Source organism: Brevibacterium paucivorans, from assembly GCF_016907735.1.
GTDB classification, from domain to species: Bacteria; Actinomycetota; Actinomycetes; order Actinomycetales; family Brevibacteriaceae; genus Brevibacterium; species Brevibacterium paucivorans.
The window spans coordinates 804,013-825,760 of sequence record NZ_JAFBCP010000001.1 but is presented as its reverse complement, the minus strand read 5'-3'; the positions used below and the strand labels follow the sequence as shown (position 1 = coordinate 825,760).

At 57.4% G+C, this 21,748-nt stretch carries 21 protein-coding genes and 1 tRNA gene; 14 read left to right on the top strand and 8 right to left on the bottom strand.

What is annotated here, in order from left to right:
• Positions 1–2: 2 nt before the first annotated feature.
• The gene (locus JOE56_RS03865) at positions 3–2,276 is read right to left on the bottom strand and encodes a bifunctional alpha,alpha-trehalose-phosphate synthase (UDP-forming)/trehalose-phosphatase (RefSeq protein ID WP_204514913.1); all 2,274 of its coding nucleotides are present in this window, start codon (positions 2,274–2,276) and stop codon (positions 3–5) included.
• Between the two features lie 61 nt (positions 2,277–2,337).
• On the opposite strand from JOE56_RS03865, the gene JOE56_RS03860 reads away from it, so the two are divergent.
• From JOE56_RS03860 to JOE56_RS03840, 5 genes are all read left to right on the top strand, one after another.
• On the top strand, positions 2,338–4,104 hold the full coding sequence (locus tag JOE56_RS03860) for a serine/threonine protein kinase (protein ID WP_204514912.1): 1,767 nt from the start codon (positions 2,338–2,340) through the stop codon (positions 4,102–4,104).
• 80 nt (positions 4,105–4,184) lie between these two features.
• Entirely contained in the window at positions 4,185–5,072 is an 888-nt protein-coding gene (locus JOE56_RS03855; protein ID WP_204514911.1) for a DsbA family protein, read from the top strand.
• An 83-nt stretch (positions 5,073–5,155) separates the two neighbouring features.
• A tRNA-Thr gene (locus JOE56_RS03850) sits at positions 5,156–5,229 on the top strand.
• A 192-nt stretch (positions 5,230–5,421) separates the two neighbouring features.
• Positions 5,422–6,462: an SPFH domain-containing protein gene (locus JOE56_RS03845; protein ID WP_204514910.1), complete on the top strand. Its 1,041-nt coding sequence runs from the start codon at positions 5,422–5,424 to the stop codon at positions 6,460–6,462.
• Positions 6,463–6,512: 50 nt separating this feature from the next.
• Entirely contained in the window at positions 6,513–7,964 is a 1,452-nt protein-coding gene (locus tag JOE56_RS03840; RefSeq protein ID WP_204514909.1) for an NCS2 family permease, read from the top strand.
• A gap of 28 nt (positions 7,965–7,992) precedes the next feature.
• Here the strand turns inward: JOE56_RS03840 and JOE56_RS03835 are convergent, their stop codons facing one another.
• A complete protein-coding gene (locus JOE56_RS03835; protein WP_204514908.1) occupies positions 7,993–8,820 on the bottom strand; it encodes an SGNH/GDSL hydrolase family protein in 828 nt (275 codons plus the stop codon).
• Positions 8,821–9,103: 283 nt separating this feature from the next.
• Between JOE56_RS03835 and JOE56_RS03830 the strand changes: the two genes are divergently transcribed.
• Positions 9,104–10,702, top strand: coding sequence for a threonine/serine exporter family protein (locus JOE56_RS03830; RefSeq protein ID WP_204514907.1), 1,599 nt, complete (start codon positions 9,104–9,106; stop codon positions 10,700–10,702).
• Here JOE56_RS03830 and JOE56_RS03825 read toward each other — a convergent pair.
• Positions 10,629–11,306, bottom strand: a complete 678-nt coding sequence (locus JOE56_RS03825) for a uracil-DNA glycosylase (RefSeq protein ID WP_204514906.1) — start codon at positions 11,304–11,306, stop codon at positions 10,629–10,631. The two genes, JOE56_RS03830 and JOE56_RS03825, sit on opposite strands and share 74 nt — an antisense overlap.
• Positions 11,307–11,437: 131 nt before the next feature.
• Here JOE56_RS03825 and JOE56_RS03820 point away from each other — a divergent pair, with 131 nt between their 5' ends.
• From JOE56_RS03820 to JOE56_RS03785, 8 genes are all read left to right on the top strand, one after another.
• The gene (locus JOE56_RS03820) at positions 11,438–12,904 is read left to right on the top strand and encodes an aldehyde dehydrogenase family protein (RefSeq protein WP_204514905.1); all 1,467 of its coding nucleotides are present in this window, start codon (positions 11,438–11,440) and stop codon (positions 12,902–12,904) included.
• Positions 12,905–13,064: 160 nt separating this feature from the next.
• Complete coding sequence (locus JOE56_RS03815; protein ID WP_102239070.1) at positions 13,065–13,316, top strand: DUF3263 domain-containing protein; 252 nt, start codon at positions 13,065–13,067, stop codon at positions 13,314–13,316.
• 3 nt (positions 13,317–13,319) lie between these two features.
• Positions 13,320–14,300 (top strand): LytR C-terminal domain-containing protein, encoded by a 981-nt coding sequence (locus JOE56_RS03810; protein ID WP_204514904.1) that lies wholly within the window; start codon positions 13,320–13,322, stop codon positions 14,298–14,300.
• Between the two features lie 279 nt (positions 14,301–14,579).
• Positions 14,580–14,783: a cold-shock protein gene (locus JOE56_RS03805; protein WP_204516058.1), complete on the top strand. Its 204-nt coding sequence runs from the start codon at positions 14,580–14,582 to the stop codon at positions 14,781–14,783.
• Positions 14,784–14,988: 205 nt separating this feature from the next.
• Entirely contained in the window at positions 14,989–16,617 is a 1,629-nt protein-coding gene (gene groL / locus JOE56_RS03800; RefSeq protein WP_204514903.1) for a chaperonin GroEL, read from the top strand.
• A gap of 71 nt (positions 16,618–16,688) precedes the next feature.
• Positions 16,689–17,441: a sulfite exporter TauE/SafE family protein gene (locus JOE56_RS03795; RefSeq protein ID WP_204514902.1), complete on the top strand. Its 753-nt coding sequence runs from the start codon at positions 16,689–16,691 to the stop codon at positions 17,439–17,441.
• 146 nt (positions 17,442–17,587) lie between these two features.
• A complete protein-coding gene (locus JOE56_RS03790) occupies positions 17,588–18,391 on the top strand; it encodes a hypothetical protein (protein ID WP_204514901.1) in 804 nt (267 codons plus the stop codon).
• Positions 18,391–18,606 carry an RNA-binding S4 domain-containing protein gene (locus tag JOE56_RS03785; protein ID WP_102239076.1) on the top strand — a complete coding sequence of 72 codons (216 nt, stop codon included), beginning with the start codon at positions 18,391–18,393 and terminating at the stop codon, positions 18,604–18,606. Before JOE56_RS03790 ends, JOE56_RS03785 begins: the two co-directional genes overlap by 1 nt.
• Here the strand turns inward: JOE56_RS03785 and pspAB are convergent.
• From pspAB to JOE56_RS03760, 5 genes are all read right to left on the bottom strand, one after another.
• The gene (gene pspAB / locus JOE56_RS03780) at positions 18,603–19,181 is read right to left on the bottom strand and encodes a PspA-associated protein PspAB (protein ID WP_102239077.1); all 579 of its coding nucleotides are present in this window, start codon (positions 19,179–19,181) and stop codon (positions 18,603–18,605) included. The two genes, JOE56_RS03785 and pspAB, sit on opposite strands and share 4 nt — an antisense overlap.
• A gap of 41 nt (positions 19,182–19,222) precedes the next feature.
• Positions 19,223–20,137, bottom strand: a complete 915-nt coding sequence (htpX, locus tag JOE56_RS03775) for a zinc metalloprotease HtpX (protein WP_204514900.1) — start codon at positions 20,135–20,137, stop codon at positions 19,223–19,225.
• A 22-nt stretch (positions 20,138–20,159) separates the two neighbouring features.
• Positions 20,160–20,444, bottom strand: a complete 285-nt coding sequence (pspAA, locus tag JOE56_RS03770; protein ID WP_204514899.1) for a PspA-associated protein PspAA — start codon at positions 20,442–20,444, stop codon at positions 20,160–20,162.
• Positions 20,441–21,208, bottom strand: coding sequence for a PspA/IM30 family protein (locus JOE56_RS03765; protein ID WP_204514898.1), 768 nt, complete (start codon positions 21,206–21,208; stop codon positions 20,441–20,443). The genes pspAA and JOE56_RS03765 overlap by 4 nt, the downstream gene beginning before the upstream one ends.
• A gap of 134 nt (positions 21,209–21,342) precedes the next feature.
• Complete coding sequence (locus JOE56_RS03760) at positions 21,343–21,633, bottom strand: WXG100 family type VII secretion target (protein WP_204514897.1); 291 nt, start codon at positions 21,631–21,633, stop codon at positions 21,343–21,345.
• Positions 21,634–21,748: the final 115 nt, after the last annotated feature.

The window sequence follows — 21,748 nt, the reverse complement described above, 5'->3', positions numbered from 1 at the left end:
GGCTACTGAGCTTGATGTTGTGCGCGGGCTACTCGCAGGTGGAACAACAGGTCGGTGACATCGGCCGGTGAACTCACGCGGTAGGTAGCGCGCGTTTCCCCGTCGCCTACCTTGACTGTGACCGCGTTGGGGTTCTGTGCAAGTGCGGCGAACGCGTCTTCGTCCGTGACGTCGTCGCCTACGTACAGGATTTCCGGCGCCGAGGTGGTTAATTCGTTGACAGCGTCCCCTTTGGTGACGTGGCGGACAGTGAGCTCCAGAATGTCGTGACCACTGACTTGCCGCACGTGGCTGAAGCGTTCTTGGGCCTCTTGGACGTGGGCCAGAACGTTTTCGCGGAACTCGGGTTGTACGGTTCGCCAGTGGAATGTGCGACCAAACGGTTTGCGTTCGATCCACGCGCCAGAGTCAGCGAACTTCTCTTCAAACTCCTTCACGTAGTTTTCCAAGTCGGTGAGCGTCGCTTCTTCAGCGTCCGTAAGGTTCACCTGTGTGGCTTCCATTCCACGCTTACCAGGCAGAACGTGGGCAGTTTCGGACCCGTGAGAACCGTACATGAGCGTTCCGGTGGGTGGTTCGTACACGTTGAACAGGTTCTCCAAATTCCGCCCCGACACCAGTGCTACCCGGGTGCCGTTCATGGCAGACAGGGCCCTCACCTCGGCGGCGGAACCCGGCAGGGGAGCAGACGTGTAGGGGTCGTCGACAAGCGGGGCCAGAACCCCGTCAAAATCCAACGCAACGGTCAACTGCGGCGCTTGGGCCAGCCGGTTCAGGGCGTCTTGCAGGTCGTGGGGGAGCCCGTGGGCGCGGTGGGCGGCCGCGTCGTCGAGCGCGTCGAGGAAACTACGCGACCACACATGCACGGTGTCCTTTTCTAAGCGCTTACGCATGAGGCGCATGCGGTGGCGCTGTTCCTTGGTCGGCAGTTCGCACGCGCGCATGATGGTGTTTTTCATGTTGTCGATGTCGTGCGGATTCACCTTGAGCGCTTGGGTCAGTTGGTCGGCAGCACCCGTGAACTCGCTTAAGACGAGCGCGCCCGTGTCGTCGAGCCTGCACGCGACATATTCTTTTGCGACCAGGTTCATGCCGTCGCGCAGGGCTGTCACCAGGCACACGTCGGCGGCGAGGAACAGGGCAACCATTTGGTCGCGCGGATACGAGTGGTGCAGGTAGTGGACCACTTGGTTGTTGAGGTCGGAAAATTCTCCGTTGATTCGGCCCACGGCCAATTCGACGTCGTGGCGAATCTGCTTGTACTGCTCTACGCGTTCACGACTGGGCGTGGCAACTTGAACCAGTGTCACGGACTCCGGGTTGAGGCGTTTGTCGCGAAGGAGTTCTTCGAACGCTTTAATGCGGTGTCTGATTCCCTTTGTGTAATCGAGCCGGTCCACTCCGAGCATGAGAATTTCCGGGTTGCCCAGGTCACGTCTGATTTGGGCAGCGCGCTCAATGATGTGGGGATCCGACGCAAGTTCTTGGAGGGACTCCGTGTCGACAGAGATAGGGAAGTGTCGGGCAATCGACGTGTGTCCTGGAACGCCGAGGTCGTCCTGAGCTGGCACGGTGAGTCGCTCCGCGCGCGTGGAAGTACCGCAGAGAATGCGTACAGCGGAGCGGAAGTTCGCGGCATCGGAGGGACGCTGGAACCCGATCAGGTCAGCACCTTGGAGACCGGTCAGAATTTCTACTCGCCACGGTAACTGTGAAAAAAGTTCCCATGCGGGAAACGGTATGTGGTTGAAGAACCCGATCTTGAGGTCCGGGCGCTTAGCTCTCAAGAGAAGAGGGACTAAGAGTAACTGGTAGTCGTTGACCCATACGGTGGCTCCTTCGGCTGCGACCTCAGCTGCGCGGTGGGCGAACCGTTCGTTGACTTCGCGGTACGCGTCCCACCATGTGCGGTGGTATTCAGGAGGCACAATGACGTCGTGAAACAGGGGCCACAGTGTGGCGTTAGAGAAACCTTCGTAATAACGGCGGACTTCAGTTGCTGAAAGAGTGACGGGCACGATGTGGATACCGTCTTTATCAAAAGGTTCGAGTTCTTCATCTGGCTGACCTGCCCAACCGACCCACGCGCCGTCCGTGCGTGACATGACGGGGTCAAGGGCTGTGACGAGTCCGCCGGGGGAGGTGCGCCAAGCAGGTGGGTCGACCGAGGTGTCCCGGTCAACCGGAAGACGGTTGGCAATGACGACAAAATCGGGGCCCGACTGTGGCGGATCGATCCGCTTCGATTGATACTTACCTTCACCTAACCGTTTCATGTGTCCCTTTCGGAAAGTACGCTCAAAACATATTTTAAGGTGTTGGCATAGGCTGGTACGGATGGCTGTTGAACAGTTGGGCAATTATCGCCTCATAGAAGAACTTGGTTCAGGCGGCATGGGTGTGGTCTACCTGGCGGTGGACCCGAACAACAAACCCGTAGCCGTCAAGGTGTTGCACCCTTCTATCGCCAATGATCAAACAGCGCGGATGCGCCTAGCGCGTGAGGTGCGAACCCTTCGACGCATTCAACACCCACGCATTGCCGCAGTCCTCGATGCGGAACTCGAAACCGATACCCCGTATGTGGTGACCGAATTCGTCGATGGCCTCACGCTTTCCGATGACGTACGTGAAAACGGTCCGTTTGCAGAAGACGAACTCGTCCACTTTGGCCACGCACTTTTGGACGCGCTGACAGCAGTTCACAACGCCGGTGTTGTTCACCGTGACCTCAAACCAGCAAACGTGATGATCATGGACGGCGAGCCCATGGTGATCGACTTTGGTATTGCGCAGGCAGCCGACGAAGTCAAGGTCACGGTTACCGGCCTGGTCATGGGAACTCCGGGATACTTGAGCCCTGAAATTGTGGACGGAAAACAGTCCAACGAAAAGACTGACTGGTGGGGATGGGCCGCCACCATGGCGTTTGCGGCAACGGGGCACAACCCGTATGGGTCGGGCGGAATCGAAGCCGTAATTGCTCGTGTCGCCTCAGGGCGAGCCAATCTGCAGGGTGTTCCCGAACGCTTCGTTCCCCTTCTGAGGGCATGCCTGGATCCCAAACCGGAACGCCGTCCTTCTGGTCAAATGATCTTGGAAGCACTTGTCGAGATCGAGTCTGGCCAGATGCCAAGTCTGGGCGGTGCCGTTCCAGCACCCCCACCTGCCCCCAACCTCGGCGACACCATGGTGGGTGGGCCAGCGATCCCCGCGCCACCGGACGGAAACGCGGCTTTTGCCGGACAACCAGCGTTCGACAACGGGCCCGCGTTCCCAAACAACGACCTCGGCGCACACAGCCAGGACCGTCATTCTGCCATGGGACTCATGGGGAGCCCACGGCCGGGAGGCCACCCGGTTCAGCAACACGTACCGCCGGCCAACATTCAGCCACCCCCGCAGGATTTCACTCAGCAACCGGCCTACGCGTCTGCGCCGGTTGGGACCCCGCACCCCCAATACAGTTCGCAAAACCACTACGAACAGCCGGCGGTGCTGGGACCCCCTGCCTGGGCGTCGAAGCTGTCGGCCTTGACTGTGCTTGCGCTCGTATTGTTGTCGATCGCGCTCACCGCACTGGCACCGATGATCACTTTGGGTGTGGTAATTGTGTGGCAAGTTCTTGCGCGGACGGTAGGAACCATGGTGAAAAGTCACCGCGATCGAATCATGGCAACCGGAAAGGCGAGCGCATCCGGCACTGTGGCACGCACGCCTGTTGCACTTCTGACTGCGGGGCTTTTGACGGCCGTGGGGCTCATTTTGCCGCTCATTGCGGCATGCGCCGTGGCGCTCATGATGTGGTTGGACGTCGCCGGGATCGTGCCACGAGGGTACGCCGAGGAGACCGCGCTGATCGCTGCCGCGAGCGCTGGCGCGGTTGTCATGTGGTTTGGCCCCACTTCGTCGAATCTGCGCCGAGGTTCGCGCCAGATTGCGGCAGTGGCAGTTGGTAAGTCGGCAGTGGGGCATTGGTGTGCAATCGGCTTGGCGAGCGTGCTCGCGATACTGGCGTTGCTGACGGTTGCCAGTGGGGTCGGAGTGACCTGGTGGCCGGTGCAAGACAGCCCGTTTGAGCTTTTGCCGGTAAATGACGCATAGGGAAGTTGTGTCTTCAACCGTTGTGATAATGTGCCCACGAGCAAGCGAGTGCTCTTGGGTGAAACCGTAGAAGAGGAAAAATGGCCAAAGACCAAGTTGAACGCAGGCAAGCTGCGCGTGAAAAAGCTCGTCAGATTGCGCAAGCTCAGGCCAACAGAGAAAAGCGTGCCAAGACCATCCTGTGGTCAGGGATCGGCATCGTCGTTATCGCTGTTATTGCAGTGATTGTTGTGCTGATCGTTCAGTCATCGCGTCCTGCGGTTGGTCCGGTCTCAATGGTCAATGGTGGAATTACTTTGGCGAAGGGCGACAACGGCGACGTCGCCGTTGCTCACCCGTCGGATAAAGAAAACGTCCCCGAGGGACTGCCGGCATATGACACCGGTAAACAGAAGGACGACGCTGCACACGTAGACGTGTATTTGGACTTCCAGTGCCCTGCGTGCAAGAACTTTGAAGACGCCAACGGTGCCAGCCTCGCGAAACTCATAGAAAGTGGCGACATCACTGTTACATACCACCCGGTTTCGATCCTCGACGGAGCTTCGGGCGGAAACAAGTTCTCGACCCGCGCTGCCAACGCGTTCATGTGCGCTGCGGATGCGAAGAACGACGACAAACTGGTAGGTGTTCTGCAAGGATTCTTCGCGCAGCAGCCCGAAGAAGGCGGAAACGGCATGGAAGACGACCAGATTCTCGACATTCTCAAGAAAGCCGAAGTCGATCTGGACGCTAAGACTACCGCGCTTGACGAACAGCCAAGTGTGCGCGACTGCGTGACGAACACATCGTTTGAAAAGTACGTTCAGCAGTCCACCAAGGTGGCACAGGACAAAGACCTGAGCGGTACCCCGCGCATCCAGGTCAACGGCAAGGACATCGAGCCTAAAGTGTGGGCGAACCCGCAAGCGTTTGGACGGACCTTGCTTGAAGCGACCGGTCAGATCGGTGGCGAAAAGAAGAAGTAAGCCGGGTAGGCAACCAAATGTGACTTTGGTGCCGGAATTCGGCTAAACTGAACTGGCTTCAGATCAGCTAGGTCTGAAGCAACGCCTCCTTAGCTCAGTTGGCCAGAGCATCCGCCTTGTAAGCGGAGGGTCGTCGGTTCGAATCCGACAGGGGGCTCACATCGCCCTTCACCAGAAACACCCTCCCTGGTGAAGGGCTTCTGTGTTCCTGAAATGAACGCGTGGCCTTATAACCCGTGCGTGAGCCGTTGAGTCGTTACAGAACCGGCACATGGTTAATCCCTAGATCAGAGGGCTGAATCGTTAGGATAAGTAGAAGAATCACACAAACACGAAAGGCCCGACTCACATGGGATTGCTTGAAGGATTGGGGACAGCACTCGTTGTCTTCGTAATTTTCATCATCGTTATTGCGGTTCTTCTTTTTGGTGGTCTGCGCACTAGCATTTTCTTTACCGTGCGTACTCAGGAAGCCGTCATCGTTGAACGCTTTGGGCGGTTCAAGAAGGTGTGCAACGCAGGGTTAAACACTAAGATGCCGTTCATTGAAACCACAACAAAACCCGTTTCATTGCGCGTCCAGCAGCTGGAAGTCAACATTGAAACGAAGACCCAAGACAACGTGTTCGTCATGGTGCCAGTAGCTGTGCAATACGTGGTGAGCCCCGAATCAGTACGCGATGCCTACTACAGCCTGGCCAACCCAGAAGAGCAGATCCGGTCGTACGTGTTCGACACCGTGCGCTCCGCGCTTTCAACTCTGACCCTGGACTCCGCATTCGAATCCAAAGACGACATTGCCTACAGCGTCGAACAGCGTCTGTCCGAATCCATGGCCCGTTACGGATTCCGCATCGTGAACACGCTGGTCACGGACATCTCGCCAGACTCCCGTGTGCGTGACTCGATGAACTCCATTAACGCGGCACAGCGTGACCGCGAAGCAGCCCAGGCCCTCGCCGAAGCTGACAAGATCAAGCTCGTCACACAGGCAGAAGCCGAAGCTGAGTCCAAGCGCCTCCAAGGTGTGGGTATCGCAGCTCAGCGTAAAGCGATCGCAACTGGTATTGCTGAACAGTACGAACTTCTGCGCGAGGTGGGTATTGAAGAGACTGCAGAACAACTTCTGCTCATGACCCAGTACTTCGACACCATGCAGGACGTGGCACGCAACGGGCGCTCCAACGTGCTCCTGCTCCCTAATAACCCAGGGCAGTTGGGCAACCTGAGCGAAGAAATCCGCACCACGCTCCTGCAGGTCAACGCAGTACGCGAAGCCAACGAAAACGCAGAGAAGCAAAAACCTCGGACGCGGAAGGAAGCCCGCCAGAAGTGGGACAACTACTCGGAGGACCTTCCAGACATCCCTCCCTACAAACCAGGGTCATAGATCACATTAGACTGATCCAGTGACTATTCCACTGGACTCTGGGAGGGACGTTGGCCCGCGACACGATTGACCGATTCTTTGAGATCTCAGCTCGCGGGTCAACGGTAGGCCGCGAAGTGCGCGGAGGGCTCTCCACGTTCTTCGCAATGAGCTACATCGTAGTGCTCAACCCACTCATCATCGGAGCAGCCGCCGACTCCACCGGCAAGTTCCTAGGCGGGGGAACCGAACCCAATTTCGCAGCAATCGCAGCTGCCACATCGCTCATATCCGGTATTTTGACCATCCTCATGGGGCTCATTGGTAACTTCCCCATGGCAGTGTCGTCATCACTGGGTATGAGCGCTTTTATTACCTTCGGAATCGTCGTGATTCCCGGCATGACATGGGCCGATGCGATGGGGCTCGTTGTCATCGAGGGGATCATTCTTCTGATCCTGGTTCTCACCGGTTTCCGACAAGCCATCTTCAACGCCGTTCCCGATCAACTGAAGACCTCTATTTCGGTGGGTATCGGAATGTTCATCGCGCTGATCGGAATGATCAACGCAGGGTTTATCGCTAACGCAGGCGGAAACGCCCTTGAGCTTGGTAACAACGGTTACCTGGTGGGATGGCCCATGCTGGTGTTTATCGCCACCCTTTTAGTGCTGTTCATTCTGCACAGCAAGAAGGTACGTTCAGCGATCCTGGTGTCGATTCTGGGAGCAACCGCGCTCGCCCTCATCGTCGAAGCCATCTTCAAGCCCGGCCCCAAAGTATCCGGTGGCGAGGTGGTTAACCCCAACGGCTGGCAGCTCACCGTTCCCACGCTCAACCAAGAGTGGCTGAGCCTTCCCGACCTTTCGACTTTGGGTAACTTCAACCTGCTTGGTTCCTTCAGCTCCGTGGGCATTATTACAGGCGTGCTCATCGTGTTCACGCTGCTTCTTACCAACTTCTTTGACCTGCTGGGCACCATGATGGCCGTGGCAAACACCAGCGGGCTCGCTGACAAACACGGGCAGATTCCACACTCCAAGCGCATAATGATTGCCGACGCGGTAGGCGCGATCGGAGGTGGACTGGGTGCCACCTCGGCGAACTCCGGGTTTATCGAGTCAACTGTGGGTGCCGGGGACGGCGCCCGCACCGGGCTGGCAAACGTGGTGACCGGGGTGCTGTTTCTGGCCACGATCGTGCTCTCGCCGCTGGCCTCAGTGATCCCGTCCGAAGCCGCTGCGCCCACCTTGATCCTCGTGGGATTCCTCATGATGCAACAGGTGGTCAAGATCGACTGGGCCAACCCCGAGATCGCGATTCCAGCGTTCCTCACGATCGTTCTCATGCCGTTTTCGTACTCGATCACCAACGGGATCGGGGCCGGATTCGTGACGTACGTGGTGCTGAAAATGGCGCGCGGAGAGTTCCAGGACATTCACCCGCTCATGTATCTAACTGCCGGGATGTTTGTTCTGTACTTCGTTTCCGGACCCCTGCAAAACGCACTAGGTGGTGCGTAGGGTCGACCAAAGCGCGTCGCCTCCGCGCTTACCTGATCTGCGAGACCGGAATGTAGTCAGGGTATTTAGGATTGATCGAATCCCCAGAGCTCACCCCTTGGATGCGCCTACCCACCCACGGCACAAAGTGTTCGCGAACCCACAAAGCTTCGTGGGCAAGCTTTTCACGTACGGGCTTCGCCGGTTGCTTGGGGATCTTGAAACCGCTCTTTTCGGCTGACCGGTTCAACAGGGTGGACAATGCCTTCTCAGCGACAACAGCGTGCCCCTCGCTACTCAAATGGATACGGTCTTGGGCCCACATCTGCGGGCGGTAGAGCCGGCGCGTTCCCCACAGATCCAGCATGTAGCACCCGTGGCGTTGCGAAATGGTCCACAAGTGTGAGTTGTAGATGGCGACGCGTGACCGCAGCGCGCGTAAAAGAGGTGAAAACGCCGAGGTGTCGTACCCGTTGCCCATGAGAACCTGGATGCCTTCCCTGCGAAGGGCGATGATCGAGTTCTCAATCACTGACGCGAGGTGGTCAACCTTAGCTCCCGGCCGCATGCAGTCGTTTCCACCTGCGACGAATGACACCAGGTCGGGCTTGGTGTCGAGGGCAAACGCCAGTTGTTCGTCGATGACCTGGTGAAGGACCTTTCCGCGCACCGCCAGATTCGCGTACTCCAACTCTGGAGTAGAAAGCGGAGTCTCGCTCAGTGCGATTGCGAACCGGTCGGCCCACCCATTGAACGTGTCGCCTTGACCGTCCATGAGGCCTTCGGTAAACGAATCGCCTAAGGCCGCGTAGCGATGGATGCGTTCGGCTTGTGGTTCGAGTTCCTGTTGCTCAGCGTCATGGGTGGAATCTGACATTTTTCCTTCGACCTGATGGAGTGCGTACTGTGACCTCATAATACGACTTTTCAGGCGTAATCGGCCCCCTTCAGACCTCCTCACATTCGACCTTCACACTATGCCCACCGTGCGTGTAGAAGTCGCCCAGAATGCGGGTAACGTAGGAGTGTACGATTCTGACGCGAAGACGCTCACACACCCCACACGTCCACGAAAGGAGCACAGTGAACGTTTACCGTCCGCGCACATCGGGACACCTACATTCATTGAGCTTCAACGGTGCAGAAGGTTTGATGTCAGCGTGAGCGAGCAGAAGCCAACAACGCAACCAACAACCCGCGGTGCGGCCCTTCCTCAGTCGGCGCTGAAAACCGAACCTGCGCCGCAACCCAAGCGTCAGTCGCGGGCCAGGAAACTCCTGGCGACCACCTCGGCACCTTTACGCAAGTCCACGCGCAAACGCGCAGAAGACATTGCCCGCCGCACGGTAGAGAAGATCGTCTCTGACCCTTCGCCGCCCACTCAGCCGGTTCCTATTGTGGCGATGCTCAAAGGAACCCCTTTTCAGGAGCCTGTCGAAGCCCGTGCAAAAACCGAGTCCGAAGCCCGCCTCATCTTGGACCTTTCTGTGGACCTGGGGGCGATCATGTTGCGCGGGGGCGCCTCGAGTGCCGAAACTGAACTCGCTGTTATCGCCACGTGTTCAGCCATGGGACTTCCTAATGCCGAAGTCGACCTGACGGCTACGTCGCTCACCGTTCACTACTCCGACCCCGACGGCAAACTCCTCACGGTTGTGCGTGTGGTGCGCGCACTGTCTCTTCACTTCGCCAAACTGTCTTCCGTTCATTCGCTCGTCGCTGACATGGTCGACGGCAAGATCGACTACGACGAAGCACGCTCCAGGCTCGACGCGATTCGCCGGCAGAAACGGCCGTACGCTGAATGGGTCGTCACCCTGGCGTGGGGTGTTCTTGTCATGTGCTTCATCAACCTGGTCGGTGGAAACGGCGTGGCTTCGATTCTGGGTTTTGTGATCGCGATTGCGTCCGACTGGTTCGGCAAGGTCCTCTACCGCGTCAGCGTGCCGCCATTCTTCGTGATCATGGCGCAGACGGTCGTGGTGACGTTGGTCGCGATGGTCACGTACTCGTTCGGACTGATCGCCAGTCCGCAATACATGATCGCCGGGGGAATCGTGCTCCTGCTCCCCACGGTGACATTGGTGTCTGCGGTACAGGATGCGCTCACGGACTTCCCGCTCACAGCGGCGGGCAGGTCGATCACGCTGTTTATGTCCTTTGCCGGGATTGTGTCCGGCATTGCATTTGGCCTGTACGTTGGGCGCCTTATGCACTTGCGCGAAATCGACGTGATTGTCCGCTCGAGTGGGATTGACGCCCTGACCACAATCGTTGCCTTGTTCGCAGCATTCTTGGTAGCGGCCTGTGGCGCTATTGGGTATCAAGCCGCCAAACGAACCGTGATGATCGCTGGGGTCATTGGACTGATCGGTTTTGTGGTTCTCGTCGGGCTCATGGTGCTGGGCGTGGGAAACATTCTGGCGTGCTTCGTTTCGTCGACCGTGGTGGGTTTCCTGTGCCGGCCGGCCGCGTTCAAACGTGGCGCACCGGTCATCGTGCTCATGATCCCCACCATTTTCCCGCTCCTCCAAGGTCTGTCGATCTTCTCGTCGGTGTACAAGATCGTTGAACCGGAAGAATTCGTGAGCCTTGCAAACGGTCTGTCTGCCCTGTTCGCCGCACTGACCGCGAACGCTGCTATTGGTGTGGGAGCAATCCTGGGTGACTTTATTGTGCGCCCGTTTATGAAGCGTCGGGTAAACGCCAAACAACAGGCTCAGAACCCTGATCCTGAAGAATCTGATTCGCTCGACTGAACGGCCGCGACCCAAAGAACCCGCGGGAAGCCGATAAAGGTGACGGGTGCGCCGACTCGATGGTGGGCACGTCCCCTAATTCGCGAGCCAGGGACTGCGCCTGCCGGCCCCACAAAATCGCAACCAGCGGACCACCTCGGCGAGCCAATACCCGGATTGCGTGATCAGTGATGTCCTCCCAGCCCGCGCCCCTATGCGACCCTGGGACGCCTGGCGAAACGGTGAGAACCCGGTTGAGGAGCATAACGCCTTGGCGCTGCCACGCCTGCAGGTCGCCGTGTTGGGCAGGTTCAACGCCGAGGTCGTCGTACAGTTCGCGGTAAATGTTGGCAAGGGAGCGGGGGAGAGGGCGGACGTGCGGGTCGACTGCGAACGACAGTCCAATGGGGTGGCCAACTGTGGGGTAGGGGTCTTGTCCCACAATGAGAACCTTGACGTTGGCCAGGGGCTCTTCAAAGGCACGGAAAACCGCGTTCCCGGCAGGCAGATAGCCACGGTCCTGGGCGATCTCAGCGCGCAAGAAGTCGCCCATGCGGGCGATCTTGTCTGCTACAGGTTCCATTGCGTGGGCCCAGTCGGGGGCCATGATGTCAGTCAGAGCCATATTCTCGAGCCTAGTGCAGGGCGCACAGCCCGTGTGCAAATTTTTCGGGTGTGAAGATCGTGGGCTGATGTGTCGCGCGTCACTCAGTGTCGCTATGCTGGCTGGGAGGTTTATCCAACGAAAGGATCGACATGGCTGATTTCCCTCAGGCACAAGACTGGCAGATGTTCATTGGTGGCGAATGGGTTGAAGCGGTTGACGGTGACCGTTCAAACGTCATCACTCCCATTGACCGCAACCAGGTCATTGCAACCGTTCCTAACGGAAAAGCTGAAGACGCTGATGTAGCGGTCAAAGCAGCCCGCGCCGCGTTCCCCGCATGGTCACAGTTGCACTTTAAGGAACGCCAGAAGTTGCTCACCCAGTGTGCCGATGCACTTGAGGAAGCATCTGAGGATCTCGCTCAGCTCACTGCCTTGGACACCGGTAACGCGGTTCGCACGCAGGCCCGCCCAGAAACCAACATCCTCGTGGACCTGTTCCGCTACTTTGGTGGAGTTGCAGGCGAAGTGAAAGGCAATACCCTGCCAACGGGGCCAGATCAGTTGCAGTTCACCAAGCGTGTGCCACTCGGTGTTGTTGCCGGTATTCTTCCGTGGAACTCGCCACTCATGATCGCCGCGTTCAAAACCCCTGCAGCTTTGGCTGCTGGAAACACGATTGTTCTTAAGTGTGCAGAAGACGCCCCACTGACGATTCTGCGAATGGCTCAGGTGATTGGCGACATCCTCCCAGCTGGTGTTCTCAACGTTGTCACGGGTAAGGGATCGGTCATTGGTGAAGCGCTCACGCAGCACCCTGACGTCGACAAGGTGTCCTTCACCGGTTCCACTGGCGTGGGTCGCCATGTTGCCGAGGTGGCAGGCTCCCGGCTCGCTCACTCGTCTATGGAGTTGGGCGGTAAGAGCCCCAACCTCGTGTTCCCCGACGCAATGTCGGACGAGGTTCTGGATCAGGTATTGCTGTCGACACGTTTTGCACGTCAGGGGCAGTCTTGCACCATGGGCTCGCGTCTGTTCATCCACGCTGACATCTACGACGAATTCTTGGGCAAGCTCGTTGAGCGCATCAAGGGCATGAAGGTCGGTGACCCACGCGACGAGTCGTCCGACATCGGATGTGTGATCAACGAAAAGCAGTATGACCAGATCGCGCAGTACATTGAAATCGGTCGCTCTATGGAGGGTGTGGACGTCGCATATGACGGCAGCGACTCTTTGGAGGTTGGTGAGCCTGGTTTCTACCACGCACCTGTTGTGTTCGCGAACGCCAAGAACGACTGGCAGACCAGCCGCGAAGAGATTTTTGGCCCGGTTCTTTCGGTCATCCGATTCGAAACCGAAGAAGAAGTCATTGCTATGGCAAACGACTCCGACTACGGACTTGCAGCATACGTGTTCACCAAGGACATCGACCGTGCGTTGCGCGTAGCTAACGCAATTGAATCCGGTTGGGTCCAGGTCAACCAGGGCGGTGGCCAGCAGGTCGGTCAGTCCTACGGTGGTATGAAGACCTCTGGATTTGGACGCGAGGCTTCGCTAGAAGGAATGCTTGAAGGCTTCACCCAGATCAAGCAGATCAACGTAGCGATTCGCTGAACTTCACCCGCGGACACTCACTGTGCCAATGGTGGGTGAGAACGACCTCGGCGAGACAGAAACGGGAGTGCATAGCACTCCCGTTTCTTCTTCCCTCGAAGTGTCTGAAATGCGTGCCGGTCAATGGTGGGTAGAATAGCGCGCAGTGAAGGAAGGTGACATGGAGTCTGAGAAGCTTAGTGAGCTCGAGCAGAAGGTGCTCGAATTCGAGCGGCAGTGGCACACTCTGGGTGGTGTCAAGGAGCATGCGATCCGAGAACAGTTCAACATGAGCTCTACCGGATACTTCCAGATTCTGAACTCACTTTTGGATAACCCGCACGCGTATGAGCAAGACCCTATTTTGATCAAACGCCTCCGTCGAATCCGGGACGGACGCCAGCGTGATCGAGCACAGAGGATGGCCCGTTAAAACATGACCAAATACCCACGAGACGAATTCGACTCCATCGTTCCTTCGGGGCGAAAGGGAGCGCACCGTCGCCAATCGAGTGGTATGAGTCAGACGGCAGCGATTTCGCTTATTGCCGTTCTGGCGGTCGTCGCTCTTGTACTCGTGATCGGCGCAGTGCGGATCATTGGTTCTTCTGCCGTTGACCCCGAAGAGCAGACGGCTGAGCCTGCAAACAGTGAAACCGAAACACCGGCACCTACCGAAACTACGGTCGATGTCAAGGAGCACTCGGGTACTGTGCAGGTGCTCAACGCATCTGGTGTGACCGGTGCTGAAAAAGAGATCGCAAAGAAGATCGAAGACGCCGGGTGGAAGGATGTCAAGACGGAGCCTGGACGGTCAGCTTCGTCGACGTCGGTGGTGTACTACGCGGACGATTTTGAGGAAGAAGCCAAAGAGCTGGCCGAACTCATCGGAGTAGAAGAAGTCGAGTCCAGCTCCGAATACAGCACGGACATCACCCTGTTGCTGAACTCGGATATTGCCAAAAACGCGGGTTCGGAAGAGCCCTCTGACGAGACTAGTAGTGGATCTGGCGAGGGCGCCGGTGAAGACACTGATGGGGTGGCCAATAGTCGCACAGGTGGCGGGTCGGGAAGTGGATCCAGCGGTCGTTCTGGCGACAGGTCCGGTGGGGCTGGTCGCGACTCTGGTGATCGCTCCGGCGGCAAATCCCGTAGCGGGTCTGGTCGCGACTCTGGTGATCGCTCTGGCGGCAAATCCCGTAGCGGGTCTGGTCGCGACTCCGGTGGCCGTTCTGGCGACAGGTCCGGTGGGGCTGGTCGCGACTCCGGTGGTGGAGGAAGCGACCAATCTGACGGCTCTGACGGTGGAGCTGGTGATCAATCCGGTGGTGGATCCGACGGCGGCGATCAGTCCGGTGGCGAAGCCGACGGCGGTGCTGGTGACCCGTCTGGTGAAGAAGCCGGCGTTAGTGAATAAACACGTGGGGCATGTTCGGTTATTGCACACGCCGTGTTGAAAAATTCTTTCTGTGCATTTTCCTACGAGGATCGACGCTACGTGTCGCATCTGCGTGAAAAATTAGGGCCCTTGTGTTGTTTTGCGTCTTTGGCGATATTTCCTTTGGATATATGGGCGCAAATGTGTGGAGCTAACAGGGCATAAATACGCTGCGACCTGCAAAAACATTGGTTAAACCTCTGTAGTATCGGGAGTGCTACACGTACGCAACGAAGCAATACACAGTTGGAGATGACAATGACGCAGGGAACGGTCAAGTGGTTCAACGCTGAAAAGGGCTACGGGTTTATCACCGTTGACGACAGCGACCAAGACATCTTCGTGCACTACTCGGAGATCCAGATGGATGGATATCGTTCACTGCAAGAAGGCCAGCAGGTTGAGTTCAACGTAGGACAGGGCGACAAGGGCCCGCAGGCTGAAGCTGTTACGCCCCTCTAAACGCGATTTTCATAGACTTTCGGGCGCCTCAGGCGTTCTGCATTTGCACTCGATGGTGGAGAGTGCTAAATCTAGACGTGGCAAGCACTGAGTGCAGATGAGGGTTTGTTAAACCGAAGAAGGGAATCGGTTAGATAAACCCCGCCGTCGCGGGCTCTGTATGACGTGAACATAAGCCACCCGCACAGGGAGGATGCTCGCCACTATGGCAAAGCTCATTGCATTTGACGAAGAAGCTCGTCGTGGCCTCGAGACTGGTTTGAACACCCTGGCTGATGCAGTCAAGGTGACGCTGGGACCCCGCGGTCGCAACGTTGTGCTGGAAAAGAAGTGGGGCGCACCGACGATTACCAACGACGGTGTCTCCATTGCTAAGGAAATCGAGCTCGAAGACGCTTACGAAAAGATCGGCGCCGAGCTGGTTAAGGAAGTAGCGAAGAAGACTGACGACATCGCTGGTGACGGTACGACTACCGCTACGGTTCTCGCTCAGGCTCTGGTGCGTGAAGGTCTGCGTAACGTCGCGGCCGGTGCTGACCCACTGAGCCTCAAGCGCGGAATCGAAAAGGCTGTCGAAGCAGTCACCAAGGTTCTTCTCGAAACCGCTAAGGACGTCGAAACCAAGGAGCAGATCGCTGCTACCGCTGGTATTTCGGCTGGTGACCCTGCAATTGGTGAACTGATCGCCGAAGCTATCGACAAGGTCGGTAAAGAAGGCGTTGTCACCGTTGAAGAATCCAACACCTTTGGTCTTGAGCTTGAGCTCACTGAAGGTATGCGCTTCGACAAGGGCTACATCTCCGGATACTTCGTCACCGACGCCGAGCGTCAGGAAACGGTTCTCGAAGACCCATACATCCTGATCGTCAACTCCAAGATCTCGAACGTGAAGGACCTTCTGCCGGTTCTGGAGAAGATCCAGCAGTCCGGTAAGCCTCTTCTGATCATCGCAGAAGACGTTGAAGGTGAAGCACTCGCAGTTCTGGTTGTCAACAAGATCCGCGGAACCTTCAAGTCGGTTGCTGTTAAGGCTCCTGGCTTTGGTGACCGCCGTAAGGCTCAGCTGGCTGACATCGCGATCCTCACCGGTGGTCAGGTCATCGCGGAAGAAGTTGGTCTCAAGCTCGAGAACGCGACCCTGGACCTTCTGGGTACCGCACGCAAGGTTGTTGTCACCAAGGACGAAACCACGATCGTGGAAGGTGCTGGAGACTCCGACGAGATTGCGGGTCGCGTAGCTCAGATCCGCCAGGAGATCGAAAACTCCGACTCCGACTACGACCGCGAGAAGCTCCAGGAGCGTCTGGCGAAGCTCGCTGGTGGTGTCGCAGTCATCAAGGCTGGTGCTGCTACCGAGGTTGAGCTCAAGGAACGTAAGCACCGTATTGAGGACGCTGTCCGCAACGCTAAGGCAGCCGTTGACGAAGGTATCGTCGCCGGTGGTGGTGTTGCTCTGATCCAGGCAGGCAAGAAGGCATTCGACACCCTCTCGCTTGAAGGTGACGAAGCAACCGGTGCCAACATTGTGAAGGTCGCGATCGACGCGCCTCTCAAGCAGATCGCAACGAACGCAGGTCTGGAGCCTGGCGTCGTAGCTGAAAAGGTCCGCGGTCTGGAAGACGGCCACGGTCTGAACGCAGCAACCGGCGAATACGTCGACCTGCTTGCTGAAGGAATTAACGACCCTGTTAAGGTGACGCGTTCAGCACTGCAGAACGCTGCATCGATTGCAGGTCTGTTCCTCACCACCGAAGCAGTTGTGGCTGACAAGCCTGAGCCTGCACCTGCGGCTCCTGCTGACCCAACTGGTGGTATGGGTGGCATGGACTTCTAGTCCGTAACCGCTCGTCTCAGATGTGGCCCTCTACCGCTCGGTAGAGGGCCACATTGGGTTACAGTGGGCGAATGACTCTTGCCATTTTTGTGATCTGTAGCACCGCCTTTGTGGGCGCGCTCTTACAGCGGATGGCAGGCATGGGGTTTGCGTTGGTCTCGGGGCCATTCATTGTTCTCGTTCTTGCCCCAATTCCGGGCGTTGTGCTGGTGAATATCTTGGGCGCGTTGTCGTCCGTCATTGTGTTCGCTCGAACGTGGCGAAATGTCCACTGGAGGCAGTCAGGTGTGCTCATAGCGGGCGCTCTTGCTGGTACGTTCCCGGGTGCCTTGCTCGCAAACAGTATGCCCAGCTCCTGGCTCCACGTGTTCATCGGTGTGTTGATTGTGGGCTCACTTGCGACGTCGCTGTATCTGAGCCGAATCTTCGACCCCATCAAGTTTTGTTCGCGAAACGCCTTCCTGTTTGGTGCCGGTGCGGGTGTGATGAACGCGTCGGCCGGCATGGGCGGGCCGTTCTTGAGTTCCTACGCCGTGCTTACACGGTGGCAACAGATCGCTTTTGCTGCGTCCATCCAGCCGGTCTTCATCACGGTTGGGATGGCGTCGGTTGCGAGCAAAATGGTTTTGGAGGAGTCGGCGTGGCCGCAGTTGGCTCCCGAGGTGTGGCTCGCCGTGGTTGCCGCGTTGTTAGTTGGCCAGGTGGTCGGTGATTTCGGTTCGCGTAAGGTTCCGGTGCAGTTTTCCCGTGTGGTCATGTTGTCTTTAGCAATGCTGGGTGGTGTTCTCACCATCATCAAGGGCTGTGCTGAACTCACAAGTTAGAAAGTACGCGCGGGCAAAGGCGTCGCTCGCATACCTCTTACCCGCTCAAATAGTGGTGAAACACCTGGTAGAACTCAGCTTGTGCTCAGAGTGATTCGCGATAATAGTGACACTCAATTAAGGTCTCATCCCCTGAAAGGGTTTGAATGCTTTACGTGTTTCTTGTTTTGCTCGCGGTGACGTTCGTGGGCGCGTTTATGATTCACCGATCAAATAAACAACAGGAACACGCTCGTGCGCAGGCAGCCTTGGAAGCAGTGAAGAAAACCGCTCACGAAGATGTGACTGAGTTTGGCGAGGAAGTCGCGTACTTGGACACCATTACTGCAGGTGTTGAGCTGAACGAAGGTGGTCGTCAGGACTACCAGCGTGCTCTGAATGCGTATGAAACGGCAAAGGAAACCTTGGAGCGGGTCAAAGACCCGGAAGCCATTAAACATGTCACGGAGGCGCTGGAGGACGGCCGGTATGCGGCCAGTTGTGTCCGGGCTCGCGTTGACGGGAAGCCCCTACCCACTCGAACCCCGCCGTGCTTTTTCAACCCGCAACACGGCCCCAGCGTCGAAAACGTCGATTGGGCGCCCGTGGGAGGGCAACCTCGGCCGATTCCGGTGTGCGCAGCGGATGCGGAACGTGTTGCCGTGGGTGCCGAACCCGCCGCCCGCAAGGTCACCACAGCGGACGGCTACACGCGCCGGAACTACTGGGAGGCCGGACCTTCGTACGCCGCGTATAACCGGGGGTACTTCAATTCTTACGCTGGTTCTGGATTGCTTCCGGGCATGCTAATGGGAGCCATGATGTTTGGTGGCGCGCACAATTTTGACGGCTTGTACGCGGACGGATACCACGACGCTATGAACGGGGACGCCGGTGGCGCAGACGCCGGAGGCGACTTTGGCGGCGGAGGAGACTTCGGTGGCGGAGACTTTGGTGGGTTCGACTTCTGATGGAAAAACTCGAGATTCGCGACGAAACAATCAAGCTTGGCCAAGCCCTTAAACTTCACGGTGTAGCCGAAGACGGCTTCATGGCTAAAGAGATGATCCAGGGTGGGGAAGTGACCGTGAATGGCCAGGTAGATACCCGCCGAGGTGCCACCCTGCGGATCGGCGATGTGGTGAGTGTCGCTGGGGTTGAGTTCGAAATTTCAGGTCGCGGCTAACGGTCCGTCATGCCGGGGGCATCCCACAGGGGTGACCACTTAGACGTGTCATCTTCCATGGGGAGGTCGGCGCCGATAGCGGCTTTGAGGTTGAACTCCACTGACGTGTCGCGTGTGTTCTTCCCCGTTTGAACGAACGGGTAGAAGGTCCCGCGCTTATACAGGTACACGATGGCGGCATTTTGCCCTTTTGAGTCACGGAAGTACGTGGCAGAGCACAAGAGCATGGGCCCGAAGCCCTGGTTTTCGAGCGCCGAGTTAATCGCGTGTACGTTTGTCATGAGCCGTGACATGTCTTTGTCTTGGTCGCGGATCACCTGCCACGTGTATCCGAACTCGTCGGATTCTTGTCGAACACTGGTGGCGTCGTCCATCTTGATGAGGTCGACACTTTCGCGTTCGGCTTGAGCAATCGCGGCACCCTCCATGGCGCGGAAGGCAACCGCAGCGACTCCCGTGGGCGTGAAATCAGTTGCCACCTCGAGCGTGAGGGTTGCTCCGGGAACTGCAAAAAGGTTGTCGAGTTTTGGTTTCTTGGGCTTGCTACGGCCCATGAGCGCGTCAAAGAATCCCATACCGTGCCTTCGTTGTCGTTGCCATTGAGCGTGTGTCAGGTCTACTGCGGACGCGACAGTTGCGTCGAAATCTTGCTCAACTGTTCGAGGCGCTTTTCCAGCGACGGGTGGGTTGAGAACAGTTGTTTGACTGACTTTCCGTTGACCGCGGGCAGGAATGCCAAGTGGTTTGCGGCCCCCTGCGCACGCAGGTCTTGCGTGGGAACGTTGGTCATTTGTCCGCTGAGTTTTGTCAGGGCCGAGGCGAGAGTCGACGGGGCGCCGGTGAGAAGAGCGGCCGCGCGGTCGGCTGCGAGCTCACGATAGCGGGAAAGAACGCGAATCAAGAAGAAACTGAGCACGTATACGATGGCACCTACCGCCATGAGTCCAAGGAGGATTAAGGCGCCGTTGTTGTTATTGCTTGAACCGCGGTAGCGCGAGTAGTAGCCCATGCGAACCATGAGCCCCGCAACGACACCGGAAACACCTGCGACTGTCATGACTGTGACGTCTCGGTGCGCAACGTGGGAGAGTTCGTGGGCGAGGACAACTTCGACTTCTTTGGGTTCAAGTGTTTGCAGTAACCCTTGCGTCACACAGACCACGGAACGCTGCGGGGAACGTCCTGTCGCGAAGGCGTTTGGTACAGGTGAAGTCGAATATGCCACACGTGGTTTGGGGGAGTCTGCAAGTTGGCACAAGCGGTCGACGATTGCGTGAAGCTCCGGTGCTTCCTGCTCGGAGACCACCCGTGCGCGCATAGCGCGGAGCGCGAGAGAGTCGGAGAAGTACCACTGGAAAAAGAAGGCTCCCACGCTAATCACGAGGGCGATTGCAACACCTGCTGGGCTACGCCCCAGCACGAACCAGATACCCAAAATCAGAATGACGTAAATCAGCCCGTTGAGGAACAGGGCCATGCTCATTCGGAAGTTCAGGCCATGGTCTTTGACAAAGCGCCCACGCGCAGACACGGGAGCCTCCTTTTATGTGGTTTTATGAGAGGTCTGGGATGAACCCTTCGCCAGTCAGCAGTTCATCGATCTCTTCAAGGTTTGAGTCAGCGAAAGGAATCACGATATCTGACGGGCCTAGGTAGTCTTCGTCTACTGGTGTGGCGTGTTCCAGAACGAAGTCACGCAGGCGTGTAAGTGCATCCTGGACGTGTTCGAGGTCCTTGTCGGCGACTGCTTTCTCTACTTCGTTGTCATACGTTTGAAGCTGGTCTTCATCGACGTCGGCCACATTGAACTGGCCTTCGCCCATTACACGAATGATCACTTCTGTTCTCCCTCGACCTGTGCGTCCTGTGCTTCTTCCAACTGTGGGCGTGACGCGTTGTTGGAAGCGGGCAGTGAGTCACGCATGCGAGCGAGCTCAGTTTCAACATCGGAGTCGCTCGACAACTGAGCGAGCTGGCGGTCGATGTCGTCGTTGGGCCCTGCGGAGACGTCTTCGAGAGCACCACTGGCGATCAGTTCGTCAACGGCTCCAGCACGAGCCTGCAAGGCAGCAGTCTTGTCTTCGGCGCGCTGAACTGCCAGTCCCACATCGCCGAACTCTTCGGAGATGCCACTGAACGCCTCACCGATCTTGCTTTGAGCCTCGGCAGCGTTGTAGTTCGCCTTGATGGTTTCTTTGCGAGTGCGGAAGGACTCAACCTTGCTCTGCAGACGCTGCGACGCGTTGACGAGCTTCTGTTCTTCAGCCTGCAGGTTCTGGTGCTGAGCCTGCAGGTCTGCGATTTGCTGGTTAAGGCCCGACTTGCGCGTCAAAGCTTCACGAGCAAGGTCTTCACGACCCATTTCCATTGCCTTCTGCGCCTGACCCTGCAGTTTGTCCTGCTGCTGTTCGAGCTGGCCAATCTGGAGTTCCAAACGTTTACGGCTTGTCGCCACATCAGCTACACCGCGACGAACCTTCTGAAGCAGTTCGAGCTGTTTTTGGTACGAGTAGTCGAGGGTTTCGTTGGGGTTTTCGGCCTTGTCCAAAGCCTTGTTGGCTTTTGCGCCGAAAAGCATGGCGATGCGCTTAAAGATGCTCATGAGCGGATGTCTCCTTGGTCACCTACTTGACCGTTAATTTGGTCGATACGTCCACACCTAACATTACTGTGTTCCGCTGTGAATTTCTTTAGTGAGACGACCACAGAGACATGCCACTCGCGGACATGTGCGGGCTACGCGCTGAACATTCTCATGTTGGCGTTCTCAACATCGGAGTACTGGGTTCCTGCTGTCTGCAATGCGTCGCGGATCTTTCCAAGAGATTCGTGAACGCGCCGCTGGACGCCTTCCCATTCGTTTGCAACCGTTTGGAAGTTCTGCGCTGCGCCACCTTTCCAGCTGTCGGCAAGGGAGTTTAGCTGGGACATCAACGCGTCAGTTTCTGTACTGAGAGTTTCGACGCTCTTGTTGGCCATGCCGGCCGCGGAGATGACGCGCTCTGAATCGACTTCGAAGTAAGACATTGCGTTCCTTTCTGGAGATATCACATCGTTTGAGTTGATGTGTTCTCACAGTGCATGCCTACGGGCGCAAATGAAACAGGCAAAACAGCGCTTGTGGAAAACTGTCCCACGTCCA

What these genes read in the sequence shown, in the direction of transcription:
- JOE56_RS03790 (WP_204514901.1), top strand. Translation starts at nt 17,588, where the DNA reads ATGCTTTACGTGTTTCTTGTTTTGCTCGCGGTGACGTTCGTGGGCGCG.
- JOE56_RS03860 (WP_204514912.1), top strand. Translation starts at nt 2,338, where the DNA reads ATGGCTGTTGAACAGTTGGGCAATTATCGCCTCATAGAAGAACTTGGT.
- groL (WP_204514903.1), top strand. Translation starts at nt 14,989, where the DNA reads ATGGCAAAGCTCATTGCATTTGACGAAGAAGCTCGTCGTGGCCTCGAG.
- JOE56_RS03765 (WP_204514898.1), bottom strand. Translation starts at nt 21,208, where the DNA reads ATGAGCATCTTTAAGCGCATCGCCATGCTTTTCGGCGCAAAAGCCAAC.
- pspAB (WP_102239077.1), bottom strand. Translation starts at nt 19,181, where the DNA reads ATGGGATTCTTTGACGCGCTCATGGGCCGTAGCAAGCCCAAGAAACCA.
- JOE56_RS03795 (WP_204514902.1), top strand. Translation starts at nt 16,689, where the DNA reads ATGACTCTTGCCATTTTTGTGATCTGTAGCACCGCCTTTGTGGGCGCG.
- JOE56_RS03815 (WP_102239070.1), top strand. Translation starts at nt 13,065, where the DNA reads ATGGAGTCTGAGAAGCTTAGTGAGCTCGAGCAGAAGGTGCTCGAATTC.
- JOE56_RS03810 (WP_204514904.1), top strand. Translation starts at nt 13,320, where the DNA reads ATGACCAAATACCCACGAGACGAATTCGACTCCATCGTTCCTTCGGGG.
- JOE56_RS03760 (WP_204514897.1), bottom strand. Translation starts at nt 21,633, where the DNA reads ATGTCTTACTTCGAAGTCGATTCAGAGCGCGTCATCTCCGCGGCCGGC.
- JOE56_RS03805 (WP_204516058.1), top strand. Translation starts at nt 14,580, where the DNA reads ATGACGCAGGGAACGGTCAAGTGGTTCAACGCTGAAAAGGGCTACGGG.
- JOE56_RS03855 (WP_204514911.1), top strand. Translation starts at nt 4,185, where the DNA reads ATGGCCAAAGACCAAGTTGAACGCAGGCAAGCTGCGCGTGAAAAAGCT.
- JOE56_RS03845 (WP_204514910.1), top strand. Translation starts at nt 5,422, where the DNA reads ATGGGATTGCTTGAAGGATTGGGGACAGCACTCGTTGTCTTCGTAATT.
- JOE56_RS03785 (WP_102239076.1), top strand. Translation starts at nt 18,391, where the DNA reads ATGGAAAAACTCGAGATTCGCGACGAAACAATCAAGCTTGGCCAAGCC.
- JOE56_RS03820 (WP_204514905.1), top strand. Translation starts at nt 11,438, where the DNA reads ATGGCTGATTTCCCTCAGGCACAAGACTGGCAGATGTTCATTGGTGGC.
- JOE56_RS03835 (WP_204514908.1), bottom strand. Translation starts at nt 8,820, where the DNA reads ATGTCAGATTCCACCCATGACGCTGAGCAACAGGAACTCGAACCACAA.
- JOE56_RS03865 (WP_204514913.1), bottom strand. Translation starts at nt 2,276, where the DNA reads ATGAAACGGTTAGGTGAAGGTAAGTATCAATCGAAGCGGATCGATCCG.
- JOE56_RS03825 (WP_204514906.1), bottom strand. Translation starts at nt 11,306, where the DNA reads ATGGCTCTGACTGACATCATGGCCCCCGACTGGGCCCACGCAATGGAA.